The 19,685-nt window shown below is 71.7% G+C and carries 17 protein-coding genes; 14 read left to right on the forward strand and 3 right to left on the reverse strand.

Going from position 1 to position 19,685, the window contains the following annotated elements; all coding sequences use genetic code 11:
* The first annotated feature begins 90 nt into the window (after nucleotides 1–90).
* From F1721_RS03670 to lat, 11 genes are all read left to right on the forward strand, one after another.
* Nucleotides 91–1,566: a mannitol dehydrogenase family protein gene (locus tag F1721_RS03670; RefSeq protein WP_150065110.1), complete on the forward strand. Its 1,476-nt coding sequence runs from the start codon at nucleotides 91–93 to the stop codon at nucleotides 1,564–1,566.
* 23 nt (nucleotides 1,567–1,589) lie between these two features.
* A complete protein-coding gene (locus tag F1721_RS03675) occupies nucleotides 1,590–2,591 on the forward strand; it encodes an L-idonate 5-dehydrogenase (protein ID WP_150065111.1) in 1,002 nt (333 codons plus the stop codon).
* A 38-nt stretch (nucleotides 2,592–2,629) separates the two neighbouring features.
* Nucleotides 2,630–4,030: an MFS transporter gene (locus F1721_RS03680; RefSeq protein ID WP_150065112.1), complete on the forward strand. Its 1,401-nt coding sequence runs from the start codon at nucleotides 2,630–2,632 to the stop codon at nucleotides 4,028–4,030.
* Between the two features lie 42 nt (nucleotides 4,031–4,072).
* The gene (gene manD, locus F1721_RS03685) at nucleotides 4,073–5,317 is read left to right on the forward strand and encodes a D-mannonate dehydratase ManD (protein WP_150065113.1); all 1,245 of its coding nucleotides are present in this window, start codon (nucleotides 4,073–4,075) and stop codon (nucleotides 5,315–5,317) included.
* Nucleotides 5,318–5,337: 20 nt separating this feature from the next.
* Nucleotides 5,338–5,985 (forward strand): bifunctional 4-hydroxy-2-oxoglutarate aldolase/2-dehydro-3-deoxy-phosphogluconate aldolase, encoded by a 648-nt coding sequence (locus tag F1721_RS03690; RefSeq protein WP_150065114.1) that lies wholly within the window; start codon nucleotides 5,338–5,340, stop codon nucleotides 5,983–5,985.
* Nucleotides 5,982–6,953: a sugar kinase gene (locus tag F1721_RS03695; RefSeq protein WP_150065115.1), complete on the forward strand. Its 972-nt coding sequence runs from the start codon at nucleotides 5,982–5,984 to the stop codon at nucleotides 6,951–6,953. Before F1721_RS03690 ends, F1721_RS03695 begins: the two co-directional genes overlap by 4 nt.
* A gap of 209 nt (nucleotides 6,954–7,162) precedes the next feature.
* The gene (locus F1721_RS03700) at nucleotides 7,163–8,776 is read left to right on the forward strand and encodes an MDR family MFS transporter (protein ID WP_246154179.1); all 1,614 of its coding nucleotides are present in this window, start codon (nucleotides 7,163–7,165) and stop codon (nucleotides 8,774–8,776) included.
* A gap of 188 nt (nucleotides 8,777–8,964) precedes the next feature.
* Nucleotides 8,965–9,399, forward strand: coding sequence for a Fur family transcriptional regulator (locus F1721_RS03705; RefSeq protein WP_150065534.1), 435 nt, complete (start codon nucleotides 8,965–8,967; stop codon nucleotides 9,397–9,399).
* 22 nt (nucleotides 9,400–9,421) lie between these two features.
* Nucleotides 9,422–10,885: a catalase gene (locus tag F1721_RS03710; RefSeq protein ID WP_150065116.1), complete on the forward strand. Its 1,464-nt coding sequence runs from the start codon at nucleotides 9,422–9,424 to the stop codon at nucleotides 10,883–10,885.
* Nucleotides 10,886–10,977: 92 nt separating this feature from the next.
* Nucleotides 10,978–11,361: an ankyrin repeat domain-containing protein gene (locus tag F1721_RS03715; RefSeq protein ID WP_150065117.1), complete on the forward strand. Its 384-nt coding sequence runs from the start codon at nucleotides 10,978–10,980 to the stop codon at nucleotides 11,359–11,361.
* Between the two features lie 211 nt (nucleotides 11,362–11,572).
* Entirely contained in the window at nucleotides 11,573–12,940 is a 1,368-nt protein-coding gene (lat, locus tag F1721_RS03720; RefSeq protein WP_150065118.1) for an L-lysine 6-transaminase, read from the forward strand.
* 340 nt (nucleotides 12,941–13,280) lie between these two features.
* Here the strand turns inward: lat and F1721_RS03725 are convergent, their stop codons facing one another.
* Complete coding sequence (locus tag F1721_RS03725) at nucleotides 13,281–13,877, reverse strand: response regulator transcription factor (RefSeq protein ID WP_150065119.1); 597 nt, start codon at nucleotides 13,875–13,877, stop codon at nucleotides 13,281–13,283.
* Entirely contained in the window at nucleotides 13,874–15,052 is a 1,179-nt protein-coding gene (locus F1721_RS03730) for a sensor histidine kinase (RefSeq protein ID WP_150065120.1), read from the reverse strand. The genes F1721_RS03725 and F1721_RS03730 overlap by 4 nt, the downstream gene beginning before the upstream one ends.
* 135 nt (nucleotides 15,053–15,187) lie before the next feature.
* Here F1721_RS03730 and F1721_RS03735 point away from each other — a divergent pair, with 135 nt between their 5' ends.
* The gene (locus F1721_RS03735; RefSeq protein WP_150065121.1) at nucleotides 15,188–16,081 is read left to right on the forward strand and encodes an ABC transporter ATP-binding protein; all 894 of its coding nucleotides are present in this window, start codon (nucleotides 15,188–15,190) and stop codon (nucleotides 16,079–16,081) included.
* Nucleotides 16,078–16,803 carry an ABC transporter permease gene (locus F1721_RS03740; protein ID WP_150065122.1) on the forward strand — a complete coding sequence of 242 codons (726 nt, stop codon included), beginning with the start codon at nucleotides 16,078–16,080 and terminating at the stop codon, nucleotides 16,801–16,803. The genes F1721_RS03735 and F1721_RS03740 overlap by 4 nt, the downstream gene beginning before the upstream one ends.
* A 115-nt stretch (nucleotides 16,804–16,918) precedes the next feature.
* Here the strand turns inward: F1721_RS03740 and F1721_RS03745 are convergent, their stop codons facing one another.
* Nucleotides 16,919–18,493 (reverse strand): dolichyl-phosphate-mannose--protein mannosyltransferase, encoded by a 1,575-nt coding sequence (locus tag F1721_RS03745; RefSeq protein ID WP_150065123.1) that lies wholly within the window; start codon nucleotides 18,491–18,493, stop codon nucleotides 16,919–16,921.
* A 182-nt stretch (nucleotides 18,494–18,675) separates the two neighbouring features.
* Between F1721_RS03745 and rsmI the strand changes: the two genes are divergently transcribed.
* Entirely contained in the window at nucleotides 18,676–19,509 is an 834-nt protein-coding gene (rsmI, locus tag F1721_RS03750) for a 16S rRNA (cytidine(1402)-2'-O)-methyltransferase (protein WP_150065124.1), read from the forward strand.
* Nucleotides 19,510–19,685 lie beyond the last annotated feature (176 nt).

Below are 19,685 nucleotides of genomic sequence, written 5' to 3' on the forward strand. Positions count from 1 at the left end.
CCGTGAGTTTAGCTTGTGGTCCGAGATGCAAAACGGTCGGTTCGCGATGTGAAACGCTCCGCCCGCGCGTCGTGGAGGGACGAGGACGTCATGACACAGCCACTGGGCCGGAAGAGCGTGCCCGCGGGATCGCTCATCGGGGCCTCCGCGCCGGATCGGACGGGAATCGTCCACCTCGGCCTCGGGAACTTCCACCGCGCGCACGGCGCGGTCTACACCGCGCAGGCGATGGCGGCCGCCGGTGGGGATTGGGGCATCCGCGGTTTCGCGCACTCGTCGGACCGCGTGGTCGCTCCGATGCGAGCTCAGGACAACGTCTACTCGATCCTCCAGCTCACCGAGCACGGTGCTGAGGCGGGCGTGGTCGACGTCCACCGCAACACCGGCGTGGCCGCCCAGGACCCCGCCGCCGTGGTGGACGCGATCGCGGACCCGGCGCACCGCATCGTCACGCTCACCGTCTCCGAGGTGGGGTACACGCGCGACCCCGCGACCGGCAGGCTGGCGCTCGACGCCCCCGACGTCGCCGCGGACCTCGCAGCGGGGGCGACGCCGCGCACCGCGGTGGGCATGATCGCCCGCGGCATCGAGAAGCGCGCCGCCTCGGGTGAGCCGTTCGCCGTCCTGTCCTGCGACAACCTCCAGTCCTCCGGCGAGGTCACGCGCGCCGTGGTCGAGGAGTTCCTGCAGGCGGCGGGTGCGAGCGAGGACGTGCTGTCCTTCGTGGACTCCTCGGTCTCGTTCCCGAACGCGATGGTGGACCGCATCGTGCCGAAGACGACCGAGGAGCACTCCCGCCGCGTCGCGGAGCTGCTCGGCGTCGAGGACCGGTGCCCCGTCCCGGCCGAGGACTTCACCATGTGGGTCCTCGAGGACGACTTCGCGGGCGGGCGTCCCGCCTGGGACCTGGCGGGCGCGACGTTCTCGGACGAGCTCGCGGCGTACGAGATGGTCAAGCTGCGCCTGCTCAACGGATCGCACTCGCTCATCGCCTACCTCGGGATCCTGTCCGGGGCGCCGACGATCGACGCCGCGTGGGGGCAGGACTTCGTGCGCGAGGCGGTCCTGGGCGGGATCGCCGGCGACTACCTGCCGACGTTCACCCCGCCCACCGGGTTCGACGTCGACGCGTACGTGTCCGAACTGGACGCGCGGTGGCGCAACCCGCTCATCGGGCACGCGACCACGCAGGTGGGCACCGACGGGTCCGTCAAGCTCCTCCAGCGCATCCCCGACGCGGCGCTCTTCCACCTCCGGCGCGGCGAAGTGCCGCACCACCTCGCGCTGTGCACCGCCGCGTGGATCGCGTGCGTCGCCCCGCCCGCAGGGTTCACCCCGGGGCCGCTCGCCGAGCGCGTCGTCGAACCCGCCCGCGACCGGCTAGCCGCCGCCGTGGACGGCGCGACGACCGTTCCCGACCACGTGCGCCGGATCATGCACGGCGGTTTCTTCCCGGTCGCCCTCGCCGAGCAGGACGCCTTCACCGCCCGGGTCGCCGACCTGCTCACCGCCATCGTCCGCGGCGGTGCGCGCGCCGCGGCCGCCGACGTCGCCACTTCCCGCTGAGCCACCCCTGGAGCTGATCTTCGTTGAAAGGCCTGTTCATCCACGGCGCCCAGGACATGCGCCTCGAGGACGTCACGACCCCCGAACCCGCCGACGGCGAGGTGCTGCTGCGCGTGCGGTACGTCGGCATCTGCGGTTCGGACCTGCACTACTACTTCCACGGCAAGAACGGGGAGAACGTCGTTCGCGAGCCCTTCGCCCCCGGCCACGAGCTCTCCGCGACGGTCGAGGCCGACCCGAGCGGTGAGTGGGCGAAGGGCACGCCGGTGACCGTGCACCCCGCGCGGTACGGCACCCCGGTGGACGGCATCGGGGACCGGCCGCACCTGTGGCCCGGCGGCGACTACCTCGGCAGCGCCGCGGACTTCCCGCACCGCCAGGGCGCTGCCGCGGAGTACGTGGTGGTCGAGAAGCCCATGCTCCGCGGGCTGCCGGAAGGCCTGTCGCTGCGGGACGCAGCGCTCGCCGAGCCGCTCGGCGTCGCGCTGCACGCGCTCACGGTCGCCGGTGACCTCGGTGATCGCGCGCTCGTGCTCGGCGCCGGTCCCGTCGGCCTGCTGATCGTCGCGGCGCTCGCCGCGCGCGGCGTCGAGCACGTGGCCGTCGGGGACATCCAGGAGGCCGCCCTCGACCGGGCTCGCGCGCTGGGCGCGCACGAGACGTTCCACATCGGACGCGACGAGGTCCCGACGACCTCCTACCCGGTCGTGTTCGAGTGCTCGGGTGCGCCCGCGTCGCTGACGCAAGCCGTTGCGTCGGCGTCCCGCGCGGGCGTGGTCGTCCAGGTCGGCATGCTCGCCGACGCCGCGATCGGCGTGAACCTCGCGCCGCTGGTGTCGAAGGAAGTGCAGCTGCGCGGCACCTTCCGCTTCTCGACGGAGATCGACGAGGCCGTCGACCTGCTCGCGACCAACCCCTCGATCTCCCAGGTCGTCACGCACGTGTTCCCCGCAGCCGAAGCGGTCGGAGCGTTCGAGACGGCGAAGGACTCCGCTGCCTCCGGCAAGGTCCTCATTGCGTTCTGATCCCCCCCACCCCGTCGGCAACCGAAGAAGGTACAACGATGTCCACTTCAGCTCCGCCGCCCGACACGGGCACCGCGAAGGACGGTCAGGTCGAGCGCAGCACCGGCGATCTCGCCCGCGCCGCGATGTCCGGATGGCTCGGCACCGCGCTCGAGTTCATGGACTTCCAGCTGTACTCGCTCGCGGCCGGGCTCGTCTTCGGCCAGCTGTTCTTCGCGGGCGAGAGCCCCGCGCTCGCGGTCGTGTCCGCGATGGCGACGTACGCGGTCGGCTACCTCGCCCGCCCCGTGGGCGCGTGGTACTTCGGGCGGCTCGGCGACCGGGTGGGCCGCACCAAGGTCCTGTTCCTCACCATCGCCCTCATGGGCGGTGCGACAACGCTCATCGGCGCCCTGCCGACCGTCCACTCCATCGGCATCCTCGCGCCCATCCTGCTCGCGGTGCTGCGCCTCGTGCAGGGCTTCGGCGCCGGTGCCGAGATCTCCGGTGCGGGCGTCATGCTCGCCGAGTACGCCCCGGCCAAGCGCCGCGGCATCGTCGCGTCGCTCGTCGCGCTCGGCACGAACTGCGGCACCCTCGGTGCGTCGGCGATCTGGGGCGTCCTCGTCGCGGTGCTCTCCGAGGAGCAGCTCCTCGCGTGGGGCTGGCGCATCCCGTTCCTGGGCAGCGCCGTGATCCTGCTGTTCGCCGTGTGGATCCGGTTCCGGCTCAAGGAGAGCCCGGTGTTCGAGGAGAGCTCCCACGTCAACGACGGCGTGGCGCTCACGGCGGACGAGATCCGGGCGAAGGCCGAGCGGGAGAACGACACCCCGATGCTCGAAGCGCTCGAGCAGAAGAAGTGGCGCGCGCTCGTCCCCGCGTTCCTGCTGCGGTTCGGGCAGGCGGGCAACTCGGGGATCCTGCAGACCTACATGGTCTCGTTCATCACCGTCACGCTCGCGATGTCGGCCTCGGTGGGCACCAGCGTCGTGATGGTCTCCTCGCTGTGCGCGTTCGTCACGGTGCCGATCGTCGGCGCGCTCGGCGACAAGTTCGGCCGCCGCCGGATGTACCAGGTGATGAGCGTGATCTCGCTGATCCTCATCGTGCCGACGATGATGGCGATCGCCGGGGCGGAGGTCCCGAAGGTGTTCCTCGGCTACATCGTGATGCACAACGTGTCGGTCATGGCGCTCGCCTCGCTGGAGAACCTCACGCTGCCGGAGCTCTTCGGCTCCCGGCACCGGTACGCCGCGACCGGCGTGGTCCGGGAGGTCGCCGCGATGATCGCCACCGGCATCGGCCCCGTCGTGGTGGCGGCCTGGGTGGCCGCTGCGACCGGGTCGTGGGTCCCGATCGCGATCATGCTCGGCATCTTCACCGCCTGCCCGCTCATCGGGACGTTCCTCATGCCCGAGGTCGCCGGGCGCGACCTGCGGGACCCGCGCAACGCGGTCTGAGCACCGTCCACTGTCGACACACACCGGAAGGAATCGAGCACCGTGAGCATCTCGACCGCCGACGTCATCGTCACGAGTCCCGGACGCAACTTCGTCACCCTCAAGATCGTCACGTCCGACGGGATCGTGGGGTGGGGCGACGCGACGCTCAACGGGCGGGAGCTCTCGGTCGCGTCCTACCTGCGGGACCACCTCGCGAGCACCCTCGTCGGCCGGGACGAGGACCGCATCGAGGACACCTGGCAGTACCTGTACCGCGGCGCGTACTGGCGTCGCGGGCCGGTGACGATGGCGGCGATCGCCGCCGTGGACATGGCGCTGTGGGACATCAAGGCGAAGAAGGCGGGCGTTCCGCTGTACCAGCTGCTCGGCGGAGCGAGCCGGGACAAGCTCCGGGTGTACGCGCACGCCTCCGGCAACGACTACGAGACGCTGGCCCGGGCCATCCGCGGGTACGTGGACGAGGGCTACACCGCGGTGCGCATCCAGACGGGCGTTCCCGGCCTCAACCGGGTGTACGGCGTCTCGGACACGGCGAAGCCGGGGGAGCGGTACGACTACGAGCCCGCGCACCGGGCGGCCGACGGCAGCGCCGCGACGCGGCCCGAGGAGGAGGACTGGGACACGCCCGCGTACCTGCGGCACGTCCCGTCGATCTTCGAGAAGGTGCGCGAGGAGTTCGGGCCGGAGCTCCGGCTGCTCCACGACGCGCACCACCGCATGTCGCCGATCGAAGCGGCCCGGCTGGCGAAGTCGCTCGAACCCTACGACCTGTTCTGGCTCGAGGACGTGACGCCCGGCGAGGACCAGGAGGCGTTCCGGCTCGTCCGGCAGCACAGCACGACCCCGCTGGCCACCGGCGAGGTCTTCAACTCGGTGCACGACTACCGGACGCTCATCACCGAGCGGCTCATCGACTACGTGCGGTCGGCGCCCACGCACACCGGCGGTGTCACCGGGATGAAGAAGCTCCTCGACTTCGCGGGCATCTACGGGATCCGCTCCGGCATCCACGGCCCGACCGACGTCTCGCCGATCGGCATGGCGGCCGCGCTGCACATCGACCTGGCGATCCACAACTTCGGCATCCAGGAGTACATGCCGCACAACGAGCTGACGCTGGAGACCTTCCGCACGTCGTACACGTTCGACCGCGGCTTCCTCCACCCCGGCGACAACCCGGGACTCGGCGTGGAGCTCGACGAGGAGCTCGCCGCGCGCCACCCGTACACCGCCGCCTACCTCCCGGTGAACCGCCTGCTCGACGGCACCGTGCACGACTGGTGAGTCGAGAGAGGACGGACGCCATGAGCCTGCGCCAGGCCCTGCCGCCGAGGACCGCCGCCTCCCGGCTCGTCGTGGTGATCCGCGGCGAGCGCGCCGAGGACTACGTGCCGGTCGTCGACACGATGGTCGAGGCGGGGGTGCGGAGCTTCGAGCTCACCCTCACGACTCCCGGGACGCTCGCCGCGCTGCCCGGGATCGTCGGGCGGTACGCGGAGACGGCCGACATCGGCATCGGCACGGTGACGCGGCCCGGCGACGTGGACGCCGCTGCCGACGGCGGAGCGCACTACGTCGTCACGCCGGTCTCCGACCTCGCCGTCGTCGACCGGGCCCTCGAACGGGGCATCGCGATCGTCCCGGGCGGCCTCACCCCCACGGAGCTGTTCTCCACCTGGGACCGCGGGGTCGCCGCGGTGAAGGTGTTCCCGGCGGGCCAGGTGGGGCCGGGGTACCTGAAGGACCTGCGCGGTCCGTTCCCGGACCTGTCCGCCATCCCGTCCGGCGGGGTGGACCTCGAATCGGCGCGGGCGTGGCTCGCGGCCGGTGCGGCGGCGGTGAGCGTCGGCGGTCCGCTGCTCGGAGATGCGATGAGGGGCGGGGATCTCGGTGCGCTCGCGCAGCGGGCGCGGCGGTTCGCCGAGGTGTGCGCGGGGAGTGGAACCGAATGACGGCCTCCCAGGTCCTGACGCTGGGCGAGACGATGGGCCTGCTCACCGGCGGGCGCATCGGATCGTTCGCCCACGTGTCCGAAGCGCACGTGGGGATCGGCGGCGCGGAGACGAACGTCGCCGTCAGCCTGAGCAGGCTCGGGGTTCCGGTCACCTGGATCGGCCGGGTCGGGGACGACTCGCTGGGCAGGCGGGTGGTGCGCGAGATCCGCGGCGAGGGCGTGGACGTGCGGGCGCAGGTCGACCCGGAGGCGCCGACCGGTCTCATGCTCAAGGAGATCACCGGGCTGGGGACGTCGCGGGTGCACTACTACCGCGCGGGTTCCGCCGGTTCGCGGCTGGCGGCCGCGGACGTGCCCGGTGGTCTGGTCGAGAGCGTCGGATTGGTGCACCTCACCGGCATCACGCCGCTGCTTTCGGACTCCGCGCGCGAGGCGTGCCTTTCCGTCGCGAGGCGGGCGCGGGCCGCCGGGGTGCGCGTGAGCGTCGACGTGAACTACCGGTCGACGCTCGCTCCGGCGGACGTCGCCTCGAAGGTGCTGGGCGAGCTCGTCGCGGAGGCGGACCTGGTGTTCGGGTCCCCTGAAGAACTGGCGTACGTGGTCCCCGGCGGCGTGGCGGAGGCTCCTGCGGCGATCGACGAGCTGGCCCGCGCCCTCGACCCCGCGGGCGCGCGCGAGATCGTCGTCAAGCGGGGCGCCGACGGTGCTTCGGCGTACGTCGGGGGTGCTGCGGTCCACGCGGCTGGCCATCGCGTCGACGTCGTCGACACGGTGGGCGCGGGGGATGCGTTCGTGGCCGGATACCTCAGCGGCGACGTGCAGGGCTGGAGCGCCGAGGAGAAGCTCGCCCGGGCGAACGCCTGCGGTGCCGTGATGTGCACGGCCCCCGGCGACTGGGAGGTCGCCCCGACCCCCGCCGAGCTCGAGGCCTTCCTGGCTGCTGGAGGCGACCCGGTCCAGCGCTGAGCCAGCCCGCGCCGTCGAGGAGCGGGGGTTCGAGCAGCTGCTTCGCCGACGCACGAGCGTGCTGGAGCGCTTCCACGTCGGCGGGATTGACCTCAAGAGCACTCGAGGTTGCAGGCTTGGCCGCCGGTTCTTCCTGCTTCCCGGGGGTGTTTGCGGATGATGTCGACCGAGTTCCAGGTGGCCACGCGCTGCGCGGCGGGTGACGGGCTGTGACCGGGGCAGCGGAGGTCACGTCCGAGGCGGGATCCCGGCCGCCGGCCCGCGGCGCGCTGATCGCGATCCTGATCGCGCTCGGGCTGGGCATGTTCCTGGGCGCGCTGGACACGATGATCATGGCGTCGGCGCTGCGGACGGTCGCCGACCAGCTGCACGGGCTGACCCTGCAGGCGTGGGTGACCACCGCCTACCTGGTGACGATGACCGCTTCCGCGCCGTTGTACGGGAAGCTCTCGGACATCCGCGGGCGCAGGCCGCTGTACCTGGCCGCGATCCTGCTGTTCGTCGTCGGATCGCTGCTGTGCGGGCTCGCGCAGTCGATGTACCAGCTCGCCGCCGCCCGCGCGGTGCAGGGGCTCGGCGCGGGCGGCCTCACCTCGCTGGCGCTCGCGGTGATCGCCGACATCGCGCCGGAGGAGGAGCGGTCGCGGTACCAGGCCAACCTCGGCGCGGTGTTCGCGGTCGCCAGCGTGGCCGGGCCGGTGCTGGGCGGGTTCTTCGCCGGTACCGCCGAGTTGCTGGGCGTGGCGGGCTGGCGCTGGATCTTCCTGATCAACGTGCCGATCGGCCTGGTGGCCTGCGCGCTGGTCGCGCTGCTGCTGAACGTCCCGGCCAAGCGCATCCCGCACCGCGTCGACTTCGGCGGCGCGGCCGCCCTGGTGCTGTGCGTGTTCCCGCTGCTGGTCGTCGCCGAGAGCGGCCGCGAGTGGGGCTGGAGCTCGCCGCAGTCGATCGCGCTGTTCGCTCTCGGCGGGATCGGGCTGGTGCTGTTCGTCCTGGTGGAGCGGCGGGTCGGGGACAGCGCCCTGCTGCCCGGCAGGCTCTTCCGCAACCCGTCGTTCTCGATGGTCAACGCGGTGAACTTCCTGGGCGGGATCGGAGTTTTCGCGGGGCTGGCGCTGTTGCCGCTCTACCTGCAGATCGTCAAGGGCATGTCGCCCACCGCGGCCGGGCTCCTGCTGCTGCCGCAGTCGCTGGCCACCACCTTCGGCGCGCGGATCTCCAGCCCGCTGGTGAAGCGCTTCGGCCACCGGCCGGTGCTGGCGGGCGGCATGGTGCTGATGACGGCGGTGTTCGCGCTGCTGGGCCAGGTCGGGCTCGGCACTCCGCTGTGGATCACCGTGCTGCTGGTCACCGCGCTCGGCACCGGCATGGGCGTGTTCTTCCAGGTGATCCTCATCGCCATCCAGGGCAGCGTGCCGAAGACCGACATCGGGCTGGCCAGCGGTCTGTACAACTTCTCCCGGCAGATCGGCGGTGTCGCCGGTACCGCGGTGTTCGTCTCGGTGCTGTTCGGCATCGCCGGGGACCGGGTGGGGGAGCAGTTCGACGCCGCGGGCCCGCAGGTCCGGGCGGTGCTCGCCGACCCGGTGGCGATGGCCGATCCGGCCAACGCCGCGGTGGTCGAGCAGCTGCGGGAGCGCGGGACCGTCGACCTCGACGACACCTCGTTCCTCGCCCAGGTCGACGACCGGCTGGCCCAACCGGTCCTGGCCGCGATGGCGTCCTCGCTGAGCACGGTGTTCGTCGTCGTCGGCGGGTTCCTGGCGCTGTCGGTGCTGATCTCGCTGCTGCTGCGCGGCAGGGGCGAGTCCGGGACCGGCTGATCGAGGGGGATGAGCGGGATCACCCGGTCGGGGTTGTTCCGGTGTCCGGAGTGGCGGGTGTTGCCGGCTCTGGCTGCTCGTCCAGGGCTCTGACCTGTGGTTTCCCGGTTCCGATGTCCGGTCGGGAGGGGCGCGCGGGCGGCGGTCTTTATTTGACTCATTCCAGAAAAGCTGATAGCTATGTGCCCATGCCGTCCATCGATGCCGCCGCCCTGCTCAGGGGGGCGTCGTTGCGCGTGACCCGTCCTCGGGTCGCCGTGCTCGCGATGGTTTCGGAGAACCCCCATTCCGACGCCGACACCATCGCGACGGCCGTCCGCCGCGATCTGGGGTCGGTGTCCACCCAGGCGGTCTACGACGTCCTGCGCGCGCTCACCGAGGCGGGCCTGGTCCGTCGCATCGAACCGGCCGGCTCGCCCGCCCGGTTCGAGACCCGCGTGGGCGACAACCACCACCACCTGGTGTGCCGCGACTGCGGTGCCATCGCCGACGTCAGTTGCGCGGTGGGGGAGGCCCCGTGCCTCCACGCCGAGGACCCGCGCGGATACCTGCTCGACGAGGCCGAGGTGACCTTCTGGGGCGTGTGCCCCGACTGCCGCGGCGCCGGACGAGCGATTGACTGAAGATCCCACCGAGGAGCGAGTTTTGCCCGAGAACAACCAGAAACCGTTGACCACGGTGGCCGGTGCCCCGGTCCCGGACAACCAGAACTCCCTGACCGCCGGGCCGCGCGGCCCGATGCTGCTGCAGGACGTCTGGTTCCTGGAGAAGCTGGCGCACTTCGACCGCGAGGTCATCCCGGAGCGCCGGATGCACGCCAAGGGTTCCGGTGCGTTCGGCACCTTCACGGTGACCAACGACATCACCCGGTACACCAGCGCGAAGATCTTCTCCGAGGTCGGCAAGAAGACCGACCTGTTCGTGCGGTTCTCCACCGTCGCCGGTGAGCGCGGCGCGGCCGACGCCGAGCGCGACATCCGCGGCTTCGCGGTGAAGTTCTACACCGAGGAGGGCAACTGGGACCTCGTCGGCAACAACACCCCGGTGTTCTTCTTCCGCGACCCGCTGAAGTTCCCGGACCTCAACCACGCGGTGAAGCGCGACCCGTACACCAACATGCGCAACCCGGAGAACAACTGGGACTTCTGGACCAACCTCCCCGAGGCGCTGCACCAGGTCACCATCGTGATGTCGGACCGCGGCATCCCGGCGTCCTACCGCCACATGCACGGCTTCGGCTCGCACACCTACAGCTTCATCAACGCCGAGGGCGAGCGGTTCTGGGTCAAGTTCCACCACCGCACCCAGCAGGGCATCAAGAACCTGACCGACGCCGAGGCCGAGGCCCTGATCGGCAAGGACCGCGAGTCGCACCAGCGCGACCTGTTCGAGGCGATCGAGCGCGGCGACTTCCCGAAGTGGAAGCTGTACGTGCAGATCATGCCGGAGGCGGACGCGGAGACCTACCGCTTCCACCCCTTCGACCTGACCAAGGTCTGGTCCAAGAAGGACTACCCGCTGATCGAGGTCGGCGAGTGGGAGCTTAACCGCAACCCGGCCAACTACCACGCCGACGTCGAGCAGGCCGCCTTCAACCCGGCGAACGTGGTCCCGGGCATCAGCTTCTCGCCCGACCGCATGCTGCAGGGCCGGCTGTTCTCCTACGGTGACGCGCAGCGCTACCGCCTGGGCGTGAACCACCACCAGATCCCGGTCAACTCGCCGAAGTGCCCGGTGAACTCCTTCCACCGCGACGGTGCGATGCGCGTCGACGGCAACCAGGGTGCGACCCCGGGCATCGAGCCGAACTCGTACGGCCGCTGGCAGGAGCAGCCCGCCTACCGCGACCCGGCCCTGGCCGTGGGTGCCGTCGCCGACCGGTTCAACTACCGCGAGGACGACGACAACTACTACGAGCAGCCGGGCAACCTGTTCCGCAGCATGTCGGCGGAGCAGCAGCAGGCGCTGTTCGAGAACACCGCGCGCGCCATCAACGGCGCTTCGCAGGCGACCATCGAGCGGCACATCGCCAACTGCACCAAGGCGGACCCGGCCTACGGCGAGGGCGTCCGCAAGGCGATCGAGGCGCTGGCCGCGGGCAACCTCTGAGGCTGACCCGAGGTTGACGACCTCGTAGCGGGGCGGCGGTCGCGCGACCGCCGCCCCGTCCCCGTTTCCGAACGAGATCAGGAAGAACCACCATGAGCGATGGACTGACCCCGGAGCAGACCGAGCGCGTCGTGGCGATCGCCATGGACCTGGCCCGCGAGGGCCGCACCGACGAGCTCGCGGAGTTCGTCGACCACGGCCTCCCGGTCGACGTGACCGACCCGGCGGGCAACAGCCTGCTCATGCTGGCGGCCTACCACGGCCACGCCGCGACGGTCCGCGCGCTGCTGGACCGCGGCGCGAGCCCGGACCTGCGCAACGACCGCGACCAGTCGCCCATCGCGGGAGCCCTGTTCAAGGGCGAGGAAGAAGTGGTGGAGGTCCTCCGCGAAGCCGGGGCCGACCTGGACGCGGGCACCCCCAGCGCGCGGGCCGCGGCCACCATGTTCGGCCGCGAGCACCTCCTCGCCGACTGACCGCACCACCACCGTCGCAGCCCCCAGCGCGTTCCGGCCTGGGGGCTCAGGTGTGTTCGGACCCCTTTTCCGGCCGGGTTCTGCGCGATCTCCAGCGAAAGAAAATCTTTCGCCTTTGCGCAGTCTTGTCGGAAGGATGTTGCTTGTTCACGAGTCTCTGATGTAATTCTTCTTGACAAGTGATGCGTGACACGGGTCCGGGAGGCCGAAGATGACCGCTCAGCACGAGACCGTTCGCGATGTGGCACCGACCGACGTACCCGCTCCGAGGGAGGCCGCGACCGACGTCGTGGCGGCGCTGAAGGCGCAGGTCACCGGCGACCTGATGGACATCGTCGTGGACCTCGACGCGGGCGACGGCTGCCGGCTGCGCGACGTCCGCGACGGCACCGAGTACCTGGACCTGACGATGTTCTTCAGCTCGGCGCCGCTCGGGCACGGCCACCCCGGCCTGCGCACCGCCGAGTTCGAGGCCGCGCTGGTGCGCGCCGGTCGGGTGAAGCCGTCGAACCCGGACTTCGCCACCGTCGAGCAGGCCCGCTTCGCCGAGACGTTCCGGCGCGTGGTCGGCATCGACGAGCTGCCGCTGCTGTTCTTCATCGACGGCGGCACCCTCGCGGTGGAGAACGCGCTGAAGGTCGCCTTCGACTGGAAGACCAAGCTCAACGCCCGCAACGGCATCGCCGCCCGGGGCTCCCGCGTGCTGCACCTGGAGAAGGCCTTCCACGGGCGCAGCGGCTACACGATGTCGCTGACCAACACCGACCCGGCGAAGATCCGCGACTACCCGATGTTCGACTGGCCGCGCATCCCCAGCCCGGCGGTCGATCCGGGCGAGCGGTGGGACAGCCCGGACCTGCTGCCGGAGGAGGTGGCCGCGCTCGACGTCGCGCGCGCCGCGCTGCGCCGCTACGGCCGGGAGATCGCCTGCTTCGTGTACGAGCCGATCCAGGGCGAGGGCGGCGACCGCCACCTGCGGCCCCGGTTCCTGCAGGCCGTGCAGGAGCTGTGCCGCGAGCACGACGTGCTCACCGTCGCCGACGAGGTGCAGACCGGCATGCTGACCGGGCAGGCGTGGGCGCACCAGGCGCTCGGCCTGGAGCCGGACCTGGTGGCGTTCGGCAAGCGCCTGCAGGTGTGCGGCGTGATGGGCGGTCGGCGGGTGCTGGAGATCGCCGACAACGCGTTCCGCGAGGCCAGCCGGATCAGCTCCACCTGGGGCGGCTCGCTGGTCGACATGGTGCGCGCGACCAGGATCCTGGAGGTCGTCGAGGCCGAGGGCCTGTTCGAGCACAGCCGCCAGATGGGCGAGCTGCTGCTCGGCGAGCTGCGCGACCTGGCGGTGGAGTTCCCGTCGCTGGTGAAGGCCCCGCGCGGCCGCGGCCTGATGTGCGCGATCAGCTTCCACGACCCGGCCGACCGGGACCGGGCCCTGGCGGTCGCCCGGGACAGCTACCGCACCCTCTTCCTCCCGTCGGGTCCGGACTCCCTGCGCGCCCGCCCGCCGCTCTCGGCCCGCCCGGAGGAGCTGGTCGACGCGGTCGCGGCCCTCCGCAAGACCCTCGCCGACCTCACCTGACCCGACCCCGTGCCGCGATTTCGTTGAGGTTTTCCAGCCTCGTTCTGGGGGGCGGTGCGGGTGGCGGAACCTCAGCGCCCGCCTGGACTCCGGGTGCCCTGACTGATGTATGCCAATACACGGCGTCAGGGCCGTCCTCGCCGGAAGGAACCCCCGAGGGGTGGGCACCGTGAACCCGCGGCGGTGCAAGCTGCGAGGGTGGGCTATGCGCCTGCGGCGCATGCGACACCTGACGGCCGGTGCAGTTTGCCCTTCGCAGCTGCGGTCCACGGGCAGGATGAACAATTTCAATGGAAATCGGATCTTCGATTTCAATGGAAATTGCGGCTCCGCCGGGAGGTCAGATCCAGCCCTCCTGCCAGGCGCGGCGGGCCGCTTCGTGGCGGGTCGCCACGCCCAGCTTCGTCATCGCCGAGGACAGGTAGTTGCGCACCGTGCCCGGGGCCAGGTGGACCGCCGTCGCGATGGTGGCGATCGTGCCGCCCTGCAGGGTGTGCGCGAGCAGCTCCAGCTCCCGGTCGGTGAGCGGGCAGGCGCCGCTGGTCAGCGCGCTGGCCGCGATCTCCGGGTCGATGTAGCGGCCGCCGTCGTGCACGTCGCGCAGGATCGCCGCCAGGCGGGACGCGGGCGTGGTCTTCGGGACGAAACCGCGGATCCCCGCCTCCAGCGCGCGCTTCAGGACACCCGGGCGCGCGTGCCGGGTGACCAGCACGACCGGCACCTCCGCGCCGACCTCCCGGGCGGCCTGCACCCCGTCGACCTCGGGCATCTCCAGGTCGAACACCGCGATGTCCGGCGCGTGCTCGCGGACCGCGCGGACCGCCTCGGCGCCGTTGCTGCACTGGGCGACGACCGACAGGTCCGGCTCCAGGTCCAGCAGCGCCGCGAGGGCGCCGCGGATCAGGTCCTCGTCGTCGGCCAGCACCACTCGGATCACGATGTCCTCCCCAGCTCGGTGGCGGCTCCGCGCAGCTCGAACCAATCGTCCACCAGACGTCCTTCGACGTGACCGCCCACGGCGCTGAACCGCTGGCGCAGCCCCTCGATGCCCGAACCCGCCTCGCCGTTCGGTGGGTTCGCCCGGTCGTTGCGCAGCACGAGGCTGGTGCGCGGACCTTCGACGGCGATGCTCAGCGAGCAGTTCTCCGCGCGCGAGTGCCGCAGGATGTTCGTCGTGCCCTCGCGCACCAGCGCACCGAAGAGCGGCTGCAGCGGAGGTGGCACGGTCGCCGCATCACCGTCCACAGTGGTCCGCACTCCGGCGGCTTCCAGGATCTCCCGGGCGTTCTCCAGCTCGGTGGTGAGCTTGGTGTGGCGGTACCCGTGCACCACGTCGCGGGTGTCCTTCAGCGCCGTGCGGGCGAGTTCGGCGATCTCGGCGGCCAGCGCGCGGGCCGCCTCGTCGTCGCGGCCGATCAGCCGCTCGGCCAGCTCCCCCTTCAACGCGATCACCTGCAGGTGGTGCCCCTGGACGTCGTGCAGGTCGGCGGCGAACCGGAGGCGTTCGTTGGCCACCGCCAGATCGGCGCTGACCGCCCGCGCCCGGTCCAGGCCGAGCACGATGTCCCAGAACCACACCGCGATGACGATCACGAAGATGGACATCGAGACGATGAACGTCGCGTACAGGCCGACGGCCAGACCGGGCAGCGGGTTGGTCGGCGAGCTGGCGAAGGTGGCGACCGCGCCGGTCAGCAGCGCCGTGCCGATCGTCAGCGGCCAGCGCAGCCGGTACGGCGCGGCCGGGACGTGGATCCCGGCGAGGCCGCCGACGGGCATCGACCACAGCACCCCGGTGGGGTTCTGCGTCAGCGCGTAGGCCATCGCACCGAGAGCGATCGCGAAGACCGCCCCGTTCCGCAGCGGCCGGTGCCTGCCGCGCCCCAGCCCCTCCATCAGGCTGGTGGACAGCTGGAGGCCGTCGAGCACGGTGGCCAGCAGGACCAGCGCCAGCACCACGACCTCGACGGTGCCGTAGAAACCCGACCGGACGCCGGTCACCAGGTTCAGCAGCGGGAACAACGCGTAGAACGGTTGCAGCGGCACGAGCGACCACCACGTGTAGGTGCGCAGGCGCCTGATGCGGCGGGGATCGAACTCGGCAACGCTCACCGGTCCAGCATCGGGCACCGGACCTCGGATCCGCGCACCGCATGACAACTGTCATCGATATCCCTGACAGAACGCCGCCGCACCGCTGACGGAACGCGCTACCGGCCCGCGCTCGCCCCGGCGAGGCTGGGATCCATGACGACACCAGTGATCGGCGTGCAGGGCCTGCGCTGCCGGTACGGCGAGTTCGAAGCGGTCCGCGGGATCGACCTCGAGGTGCAGGCCGGTGAGCTGTTCGCCCTGCTCGGCACCAACGGCGCGGGCAAGACGACCACGCTGGAGACCATCGAGGGCCACCGGGAGCCGAGCGGCGGGGTGGTGCGGGTATTCGGGCGGGACCCGCTGCAGGACCGCTCGATCCGCCGCCGGATCGGCATCATGCTGCAGGAGGGCGGCTTCGCCGGGGACCTGACGGTGCGCGAGACCGCGGAGCTGGGCCGCGCGCTGACCGCGCGCCCGTCCGATGTGGACGAATCGCTGGCGGCGGTCGGGCTGGCCGGGCGGCGCGAGGTGCGCGTCCGGCAGCTCTCCGGCGGCGAGCGCCGCCGCCTCGACCTGGCGCTGGCGCTGCTCGGCGAACCGGACCTGCTGTTCCTCGACGAACCGACCACCGGGATGGACCCGGAATCCCGCCGCGCCACCTGGGACCTGGTGCGCGGGCTGCTCGCGCGCGGCACCACCGTCCTGCTGACCACGCACTACCTGGAGGAGGCGGAACGGCTCGCGCACCGGCTGGCGATCATGCACGAGGGGCGGATCGCGGTGTCCGGGCGGCTGGTCGACGTGCTGGCCGCGCACCGCGCGCGGATCAGCTTCGACGCCGGACGCGACGTGGCGCTCCCGCCGCTGGCCGGGACCGCTGAGGTGACCGGCACGCACGTCGAGATCCGGACCCCCGACCTGCAGCGGGACCTGCACGCGCTGCTGTCGTGGGCGGACGGCCGCGTGGAGCTGAGCGGTCTGCGCGCGCACCACGCATCGCTGGAGGACGTCTTCCAGGGCGTCCGGGAGGAGGCACTGGTCGCATGAGTTCGGCTGTTCTCGCCCTGGGGCGAACCGAGTGGAAGCTGCTCTCGCGGAACAAGGCAGTGCTGATCAGCGCGACGCTGGTGCCGCTGCTGCTCGGGTTCGTGCTGGCCAACAACATCCCCGCCGGAGCCGGACCGGCCGCCTGGTCGGTGGTCCTGGGCATGCAGCTGCTGGCCGTGCAGGGGTTCACCCTCTACTTCACCACGACCGCGACGCTGGCCAGCCGCCGCGAGGACCGGTACCTCAAGCGCCTGCGCAGCGGCGAGGTCTCGGACGCGGCGATCCTGAGCGGGCTGCTGCTGCCGGTGGTCCTGCTCGGGCTGGTCCAGACGGTCGTGGTGGTCGGCATCGCGCTGGCCGTCGGCGCACCGGCGCCGGTCAACCCGGTGCCGCTGGTGCTGGCGGTGCTGCTCGGCGCCGCGATGTCGATGGCCGCGGGCGCGGCCACCAGCGCCTGGACCGCGAGCTCGGAGCAGGCGCAGATCACCACCATGCCGTGGTTCCTGGTGCTGATCGGCGGCGCGGTGTGGGTGTCGATGAGCGGCGAGATCACGCCGCTGACCTACCTGGTGCCCAGCGGCGGGGTGATGGACCTGGTCCGCGTGGCGATGACCGGCGAGTCCCTCCTCGCGGCCCTCCCCGCCACCGGCGCCCTGCTGGCCTGGACCGTCGTCCTGACCGTCCTCGCGCGCACCTGGTTCCGCTGGGAACCGCGCGCCTGACGGCAGTGGCAGGAGCTCCGCCTCCGCTCCCGTGAGTACTTTGCGGGGCTATCACTACACGAAGTACTCACGGGCCCCACCTGCGGAAACGAGGCCGCCAGCGAGAACCGGCCGCTCAGCGCCAGGAGGGCAGCCAGAGCTCGGCCTGCCAGCGCTCCGGGGTGATCGGCTCGCCGTTGAGGATCGGCCACAGCCAGATGAAGTTGGCCACCACCAGACCCACGTACAGCGCCACCGCCAGCAGCCCGGTGCGGCGGCGCTCGAAGTGGTCCCGGCTGGCCCCCAGCACCTCGCCCAGCACCAGCACGATCCCCAGCACCAGGAACGGCGCCAGCGGCGTCGCGTAGAAGTAGTACATCTGCCGGTCCAGGTTGAGGAACCACGGCAGGTAGCCCGCGCCGTAGCCGACCAGCACCGCGGCGTAGCGCCAGTCCATCCGGCTCGTCGCCCGCCAGACCGCCCAGCCCGCGACCGGCAGCGCCAGCCACCACATCGCCGGGGTGCCGATCAGCATCGTCGCCTCGATGCAGCTGGCCCGACCGCAGCCCGGCAGCCCGGACTCGTAGTAGTAGAGCATCGGGCGCATGCCCATCGGCCACGCCCACGGCTTCGACTCCCACGGGTGCGGCTCCTTCGGCGTCACCAGGTGGGTGTGGAAGTCCAGCACGTTGAGCTGGTAGAAGAGCAGCGACCGCAGCGGGTCCGGCAGGACCCCGAAGCCCACGTCGTCGTGGAGGAGCACGGCGTGCCGGTCGGTGGCGGTCTCGCTGGCGAACCAGAGCGCCCAGGTCCCGAAGTACACCAGCAGCGGGATGGCCACCAGCGACCACAGCGCGGGCGCGGTGTCGCGCAGCAGCGCGGCCCGCCACGGGCGCGGCACCCCGGCCGCCCGGCGGGCCAGCGCGTCCCAGATCACGCTGAGCAGGCCGAACGCCATGATGTAGTAGATGCCGTTCCACTTGACGCCGCAGGCCAGCCCGAGCATCAGCCCGGCCCCGAACCGCCACCAGCGGAACCCCAGCCGCGGCCCCCAGCGGCTGTCGCCCAGCCTGCCCTCGACGCAGACCTGCCACATCCGGCTGCGCACCTGGTCCCGGTCCACCAGCAGGCAGGCGAACGCGGCCAGCAGGAACATCGCCTGGAAGATGTCGAGCATCCCGACGCGGGACTGCACGTGGCTGACGCCGTCGCAGATCAGCAGGATCCCGGCGAGCGCGCCGAGCAGCGTGGACCGGGTCATCCGCCGGGCGATGCGCACGATCAGCAGCACCATCAGCGTGCCGGACAGCGCGGCCGCGATCCGCCAGCCCCACGGGTTGTAGCCCAGCAGCCACTCGCCGATCGCGATCAGCTGCTTGCCCACCGGCGGGTGCGCGACGAGCTCGTAGCCGGGGTTGTCCTCGTAGCCGCCGTTGCGCAGCATCTGCCACGCCTGCGGCACGTAGTGCTTCTCGTCGAAGACCGGCGTGCCCTCGTTGGTCGCGCGGCCGAGGTCCCACAGCCGCACGACCCCGGCGATCAGCGCGACCGCGAGGGTGACCAGCCAGCCGCGGAGGCGGTCGGTCGGCATCGTCACGTCCAGCAGGGGGAGCGGATCGCTCTCGCCCGGTTGCCGCGCCGGTGGTGTGCGGCCGACGTGGACGAGGTCGTCGGCGCTGCGGCCACCGGGATTGGGGACGAGGACGCTCACGACCCCCGATCGTAGGAGACCGGCGGCGTTCCCGGTCCGCCGACGGTGCGGATCACCACCCGCGGGGATCTGCAGTTTCAATTGAAACTGTGATCGGCCGGGCGGGGAACTCGCAGTTTCAGCTGAAACTGCGCGACAGGCGGCCCGGACCGGGGGCGCGGCCGTCATTAGGCTTGGCCGTCATGGACTCCGGCACGCTCCTGCTCGCCGCCACCCCGCTCGGCGACGTCCGCGACGCCTCCGCGCGGCTGATCGAGGCGCTCGGCTCGGCCGACGTCGTCGCCGCCGAGGACACCCGCCGGGTGCGGGCGCTGGCCAGCGCGCTCGACGTGGTGCCGACCGGCAAGGTGGTCAGCTACTACGAGGGCGTCGAGTCGGCGCGCGCCCCGATGCTGCTCGACGCGCTGCGCGAGGGCCGCACCGTGCTGCTGGTCACCGACGCGGGCATGCCCAGCGTGTCCGACCCCGGGTACCGGCTGGTGACGGCCTGCATCGCCGAGCAGCTGCCGGTGACCTGCTTGCCGGGTCCGTCCGCGGTCACCACCGCGCTGGCGCTGTCCGGGCTGCCCTCCGACCGCTTCTGCTTCGACGGCTTCCCGCCGCGCAAGCAGGGGGAGCGGCGCCGCTGGTTCGGCCGGTTGGCGGCGGAGGAGCGCACCTGCGTGTTCTTCGAAGCGCCGCACCGCCTCGCCGACGCGCTGGCCGACGCGGTCGACGTGCTCGGCGGGCAGCGGCGAGCGGCGGTCTGCCGCGAGCTGACCAAGACCTACGAGGAGATCCGCCGCGGCAGCCTCGCGGAGCTGGCGGCCTGGGCCGCCGAAGGCGTGCGCGGCGAGATCACCGTGGTGCTCGGCGGAGCCGAGCCGGAGGCGGCCGACCCGGCGGACCTGGTGGAGCAGGTGGAGCAGCGCGCGGCCGAGGGCGTCCGCCTGAAGGACGCGGTGGCCGAGGTCGCGGAGCTCGCGGGCGTCCGCAAGAAGGAGCTCTACGACGCCGTCCTCGAAGCCCGCCGCTGATCCGAGATTTCAACGAGGGTTTTCCAGCCTCGTTCTGCGTGGCGGTGCAAGTGGCGGAACCTCAGCGCCCGCCTGGACTCCGGGTGCCCTGACTGATGTATGACCCGGTACACGGCGTCAGGGCCGTCCTCGCCGGAAGGAACCCCAGAGGGGTGGGCACCGTGAACCAGCGGCGG

The organism is Saccharopolyspora hirsuta (genome assembly GCF_008630535.1).
GTDB classification, from domain to species: Bacteria; Actinomycetota; Actinomycetes; order Mycobacteriales; family Pseudonocardiaceae; genus Saccharopolyspora; species Saccharopolyspora hirsuta.

Excerpts from the sequence above, each read along its gene's own strand:
- F1721_RS03670 (WP_150065110.1), top strand. The coding sequence starts at position 91 with ATGACACAGCCACTGGGCCGGAAGAGCGTGCCCGCGGGATCGCTCATC.
- F1721_RS03680 (WP_150065112.1), top strand. The coding sequence starts at position 2,630 with ATGTCCACTTCAGCTCCGCCGCCCGACACGGGCACCGCGAAGGACGGT.
- F1721_RS03690 (WP_150065114.1), top strand. The coding sequence starts at position 5,338 with ATGAGCCTGCGCCAGGCCCTGCCGCCGAGGACCGCCGCCTCCCGGCTC.
- F1721_RS03695 (WP_150065115.1), top strand. The coding sequence starts at position 5,982 with ATGACGGCCTCCCAGGTCCTGACGCTGGGCGAGACGATGGGCCTGCTC.
- F1721_RS03705 (WP_150065534.1), top strand. The coding sequence starts at position 8,965 with ATGCCGTCCATCGATGCCGCCGCCCTGCTCAGGGGGGCGTCGTTGCGC.
- F1721_RS03715 (WP_150065117.1), top strand. The coding sequence starts at position 10,978 with ATGAGCGATGGACTGACCCCGGAGCAGACCGAGCGCGTCGTGGCGATC.
- lat (WP_150065118.1), top strand. The coding sequence starts at position 11,573 with ATGACCGCTCAGCACGAGACCGTTCGCGATGTGGCACCGACCGACGTA.
- F1721_RS03735 (WP_150065121.1), top strand. The coding sequence starts at position 15,188 with ATGACGACACCAGTGATCGGCGTGCAGGGCCTGCGCTGCCGGTACGGC.
- F1721_RS03740 (WP_150065122.1), top strand. The coding sequence starts at position 16,078 with ATGAGTTCGGCTGTTCTCGCCCTGGGGCGAACCGAGTGGAAGCTGCTC.
- rsmI (WP_150065124.1), top strand. The coding sequence starts at position 18,676 with ATGGACTCCGGCACGCTCCTGCTCGCCGCCACCCCGCTCGGCGACGTC.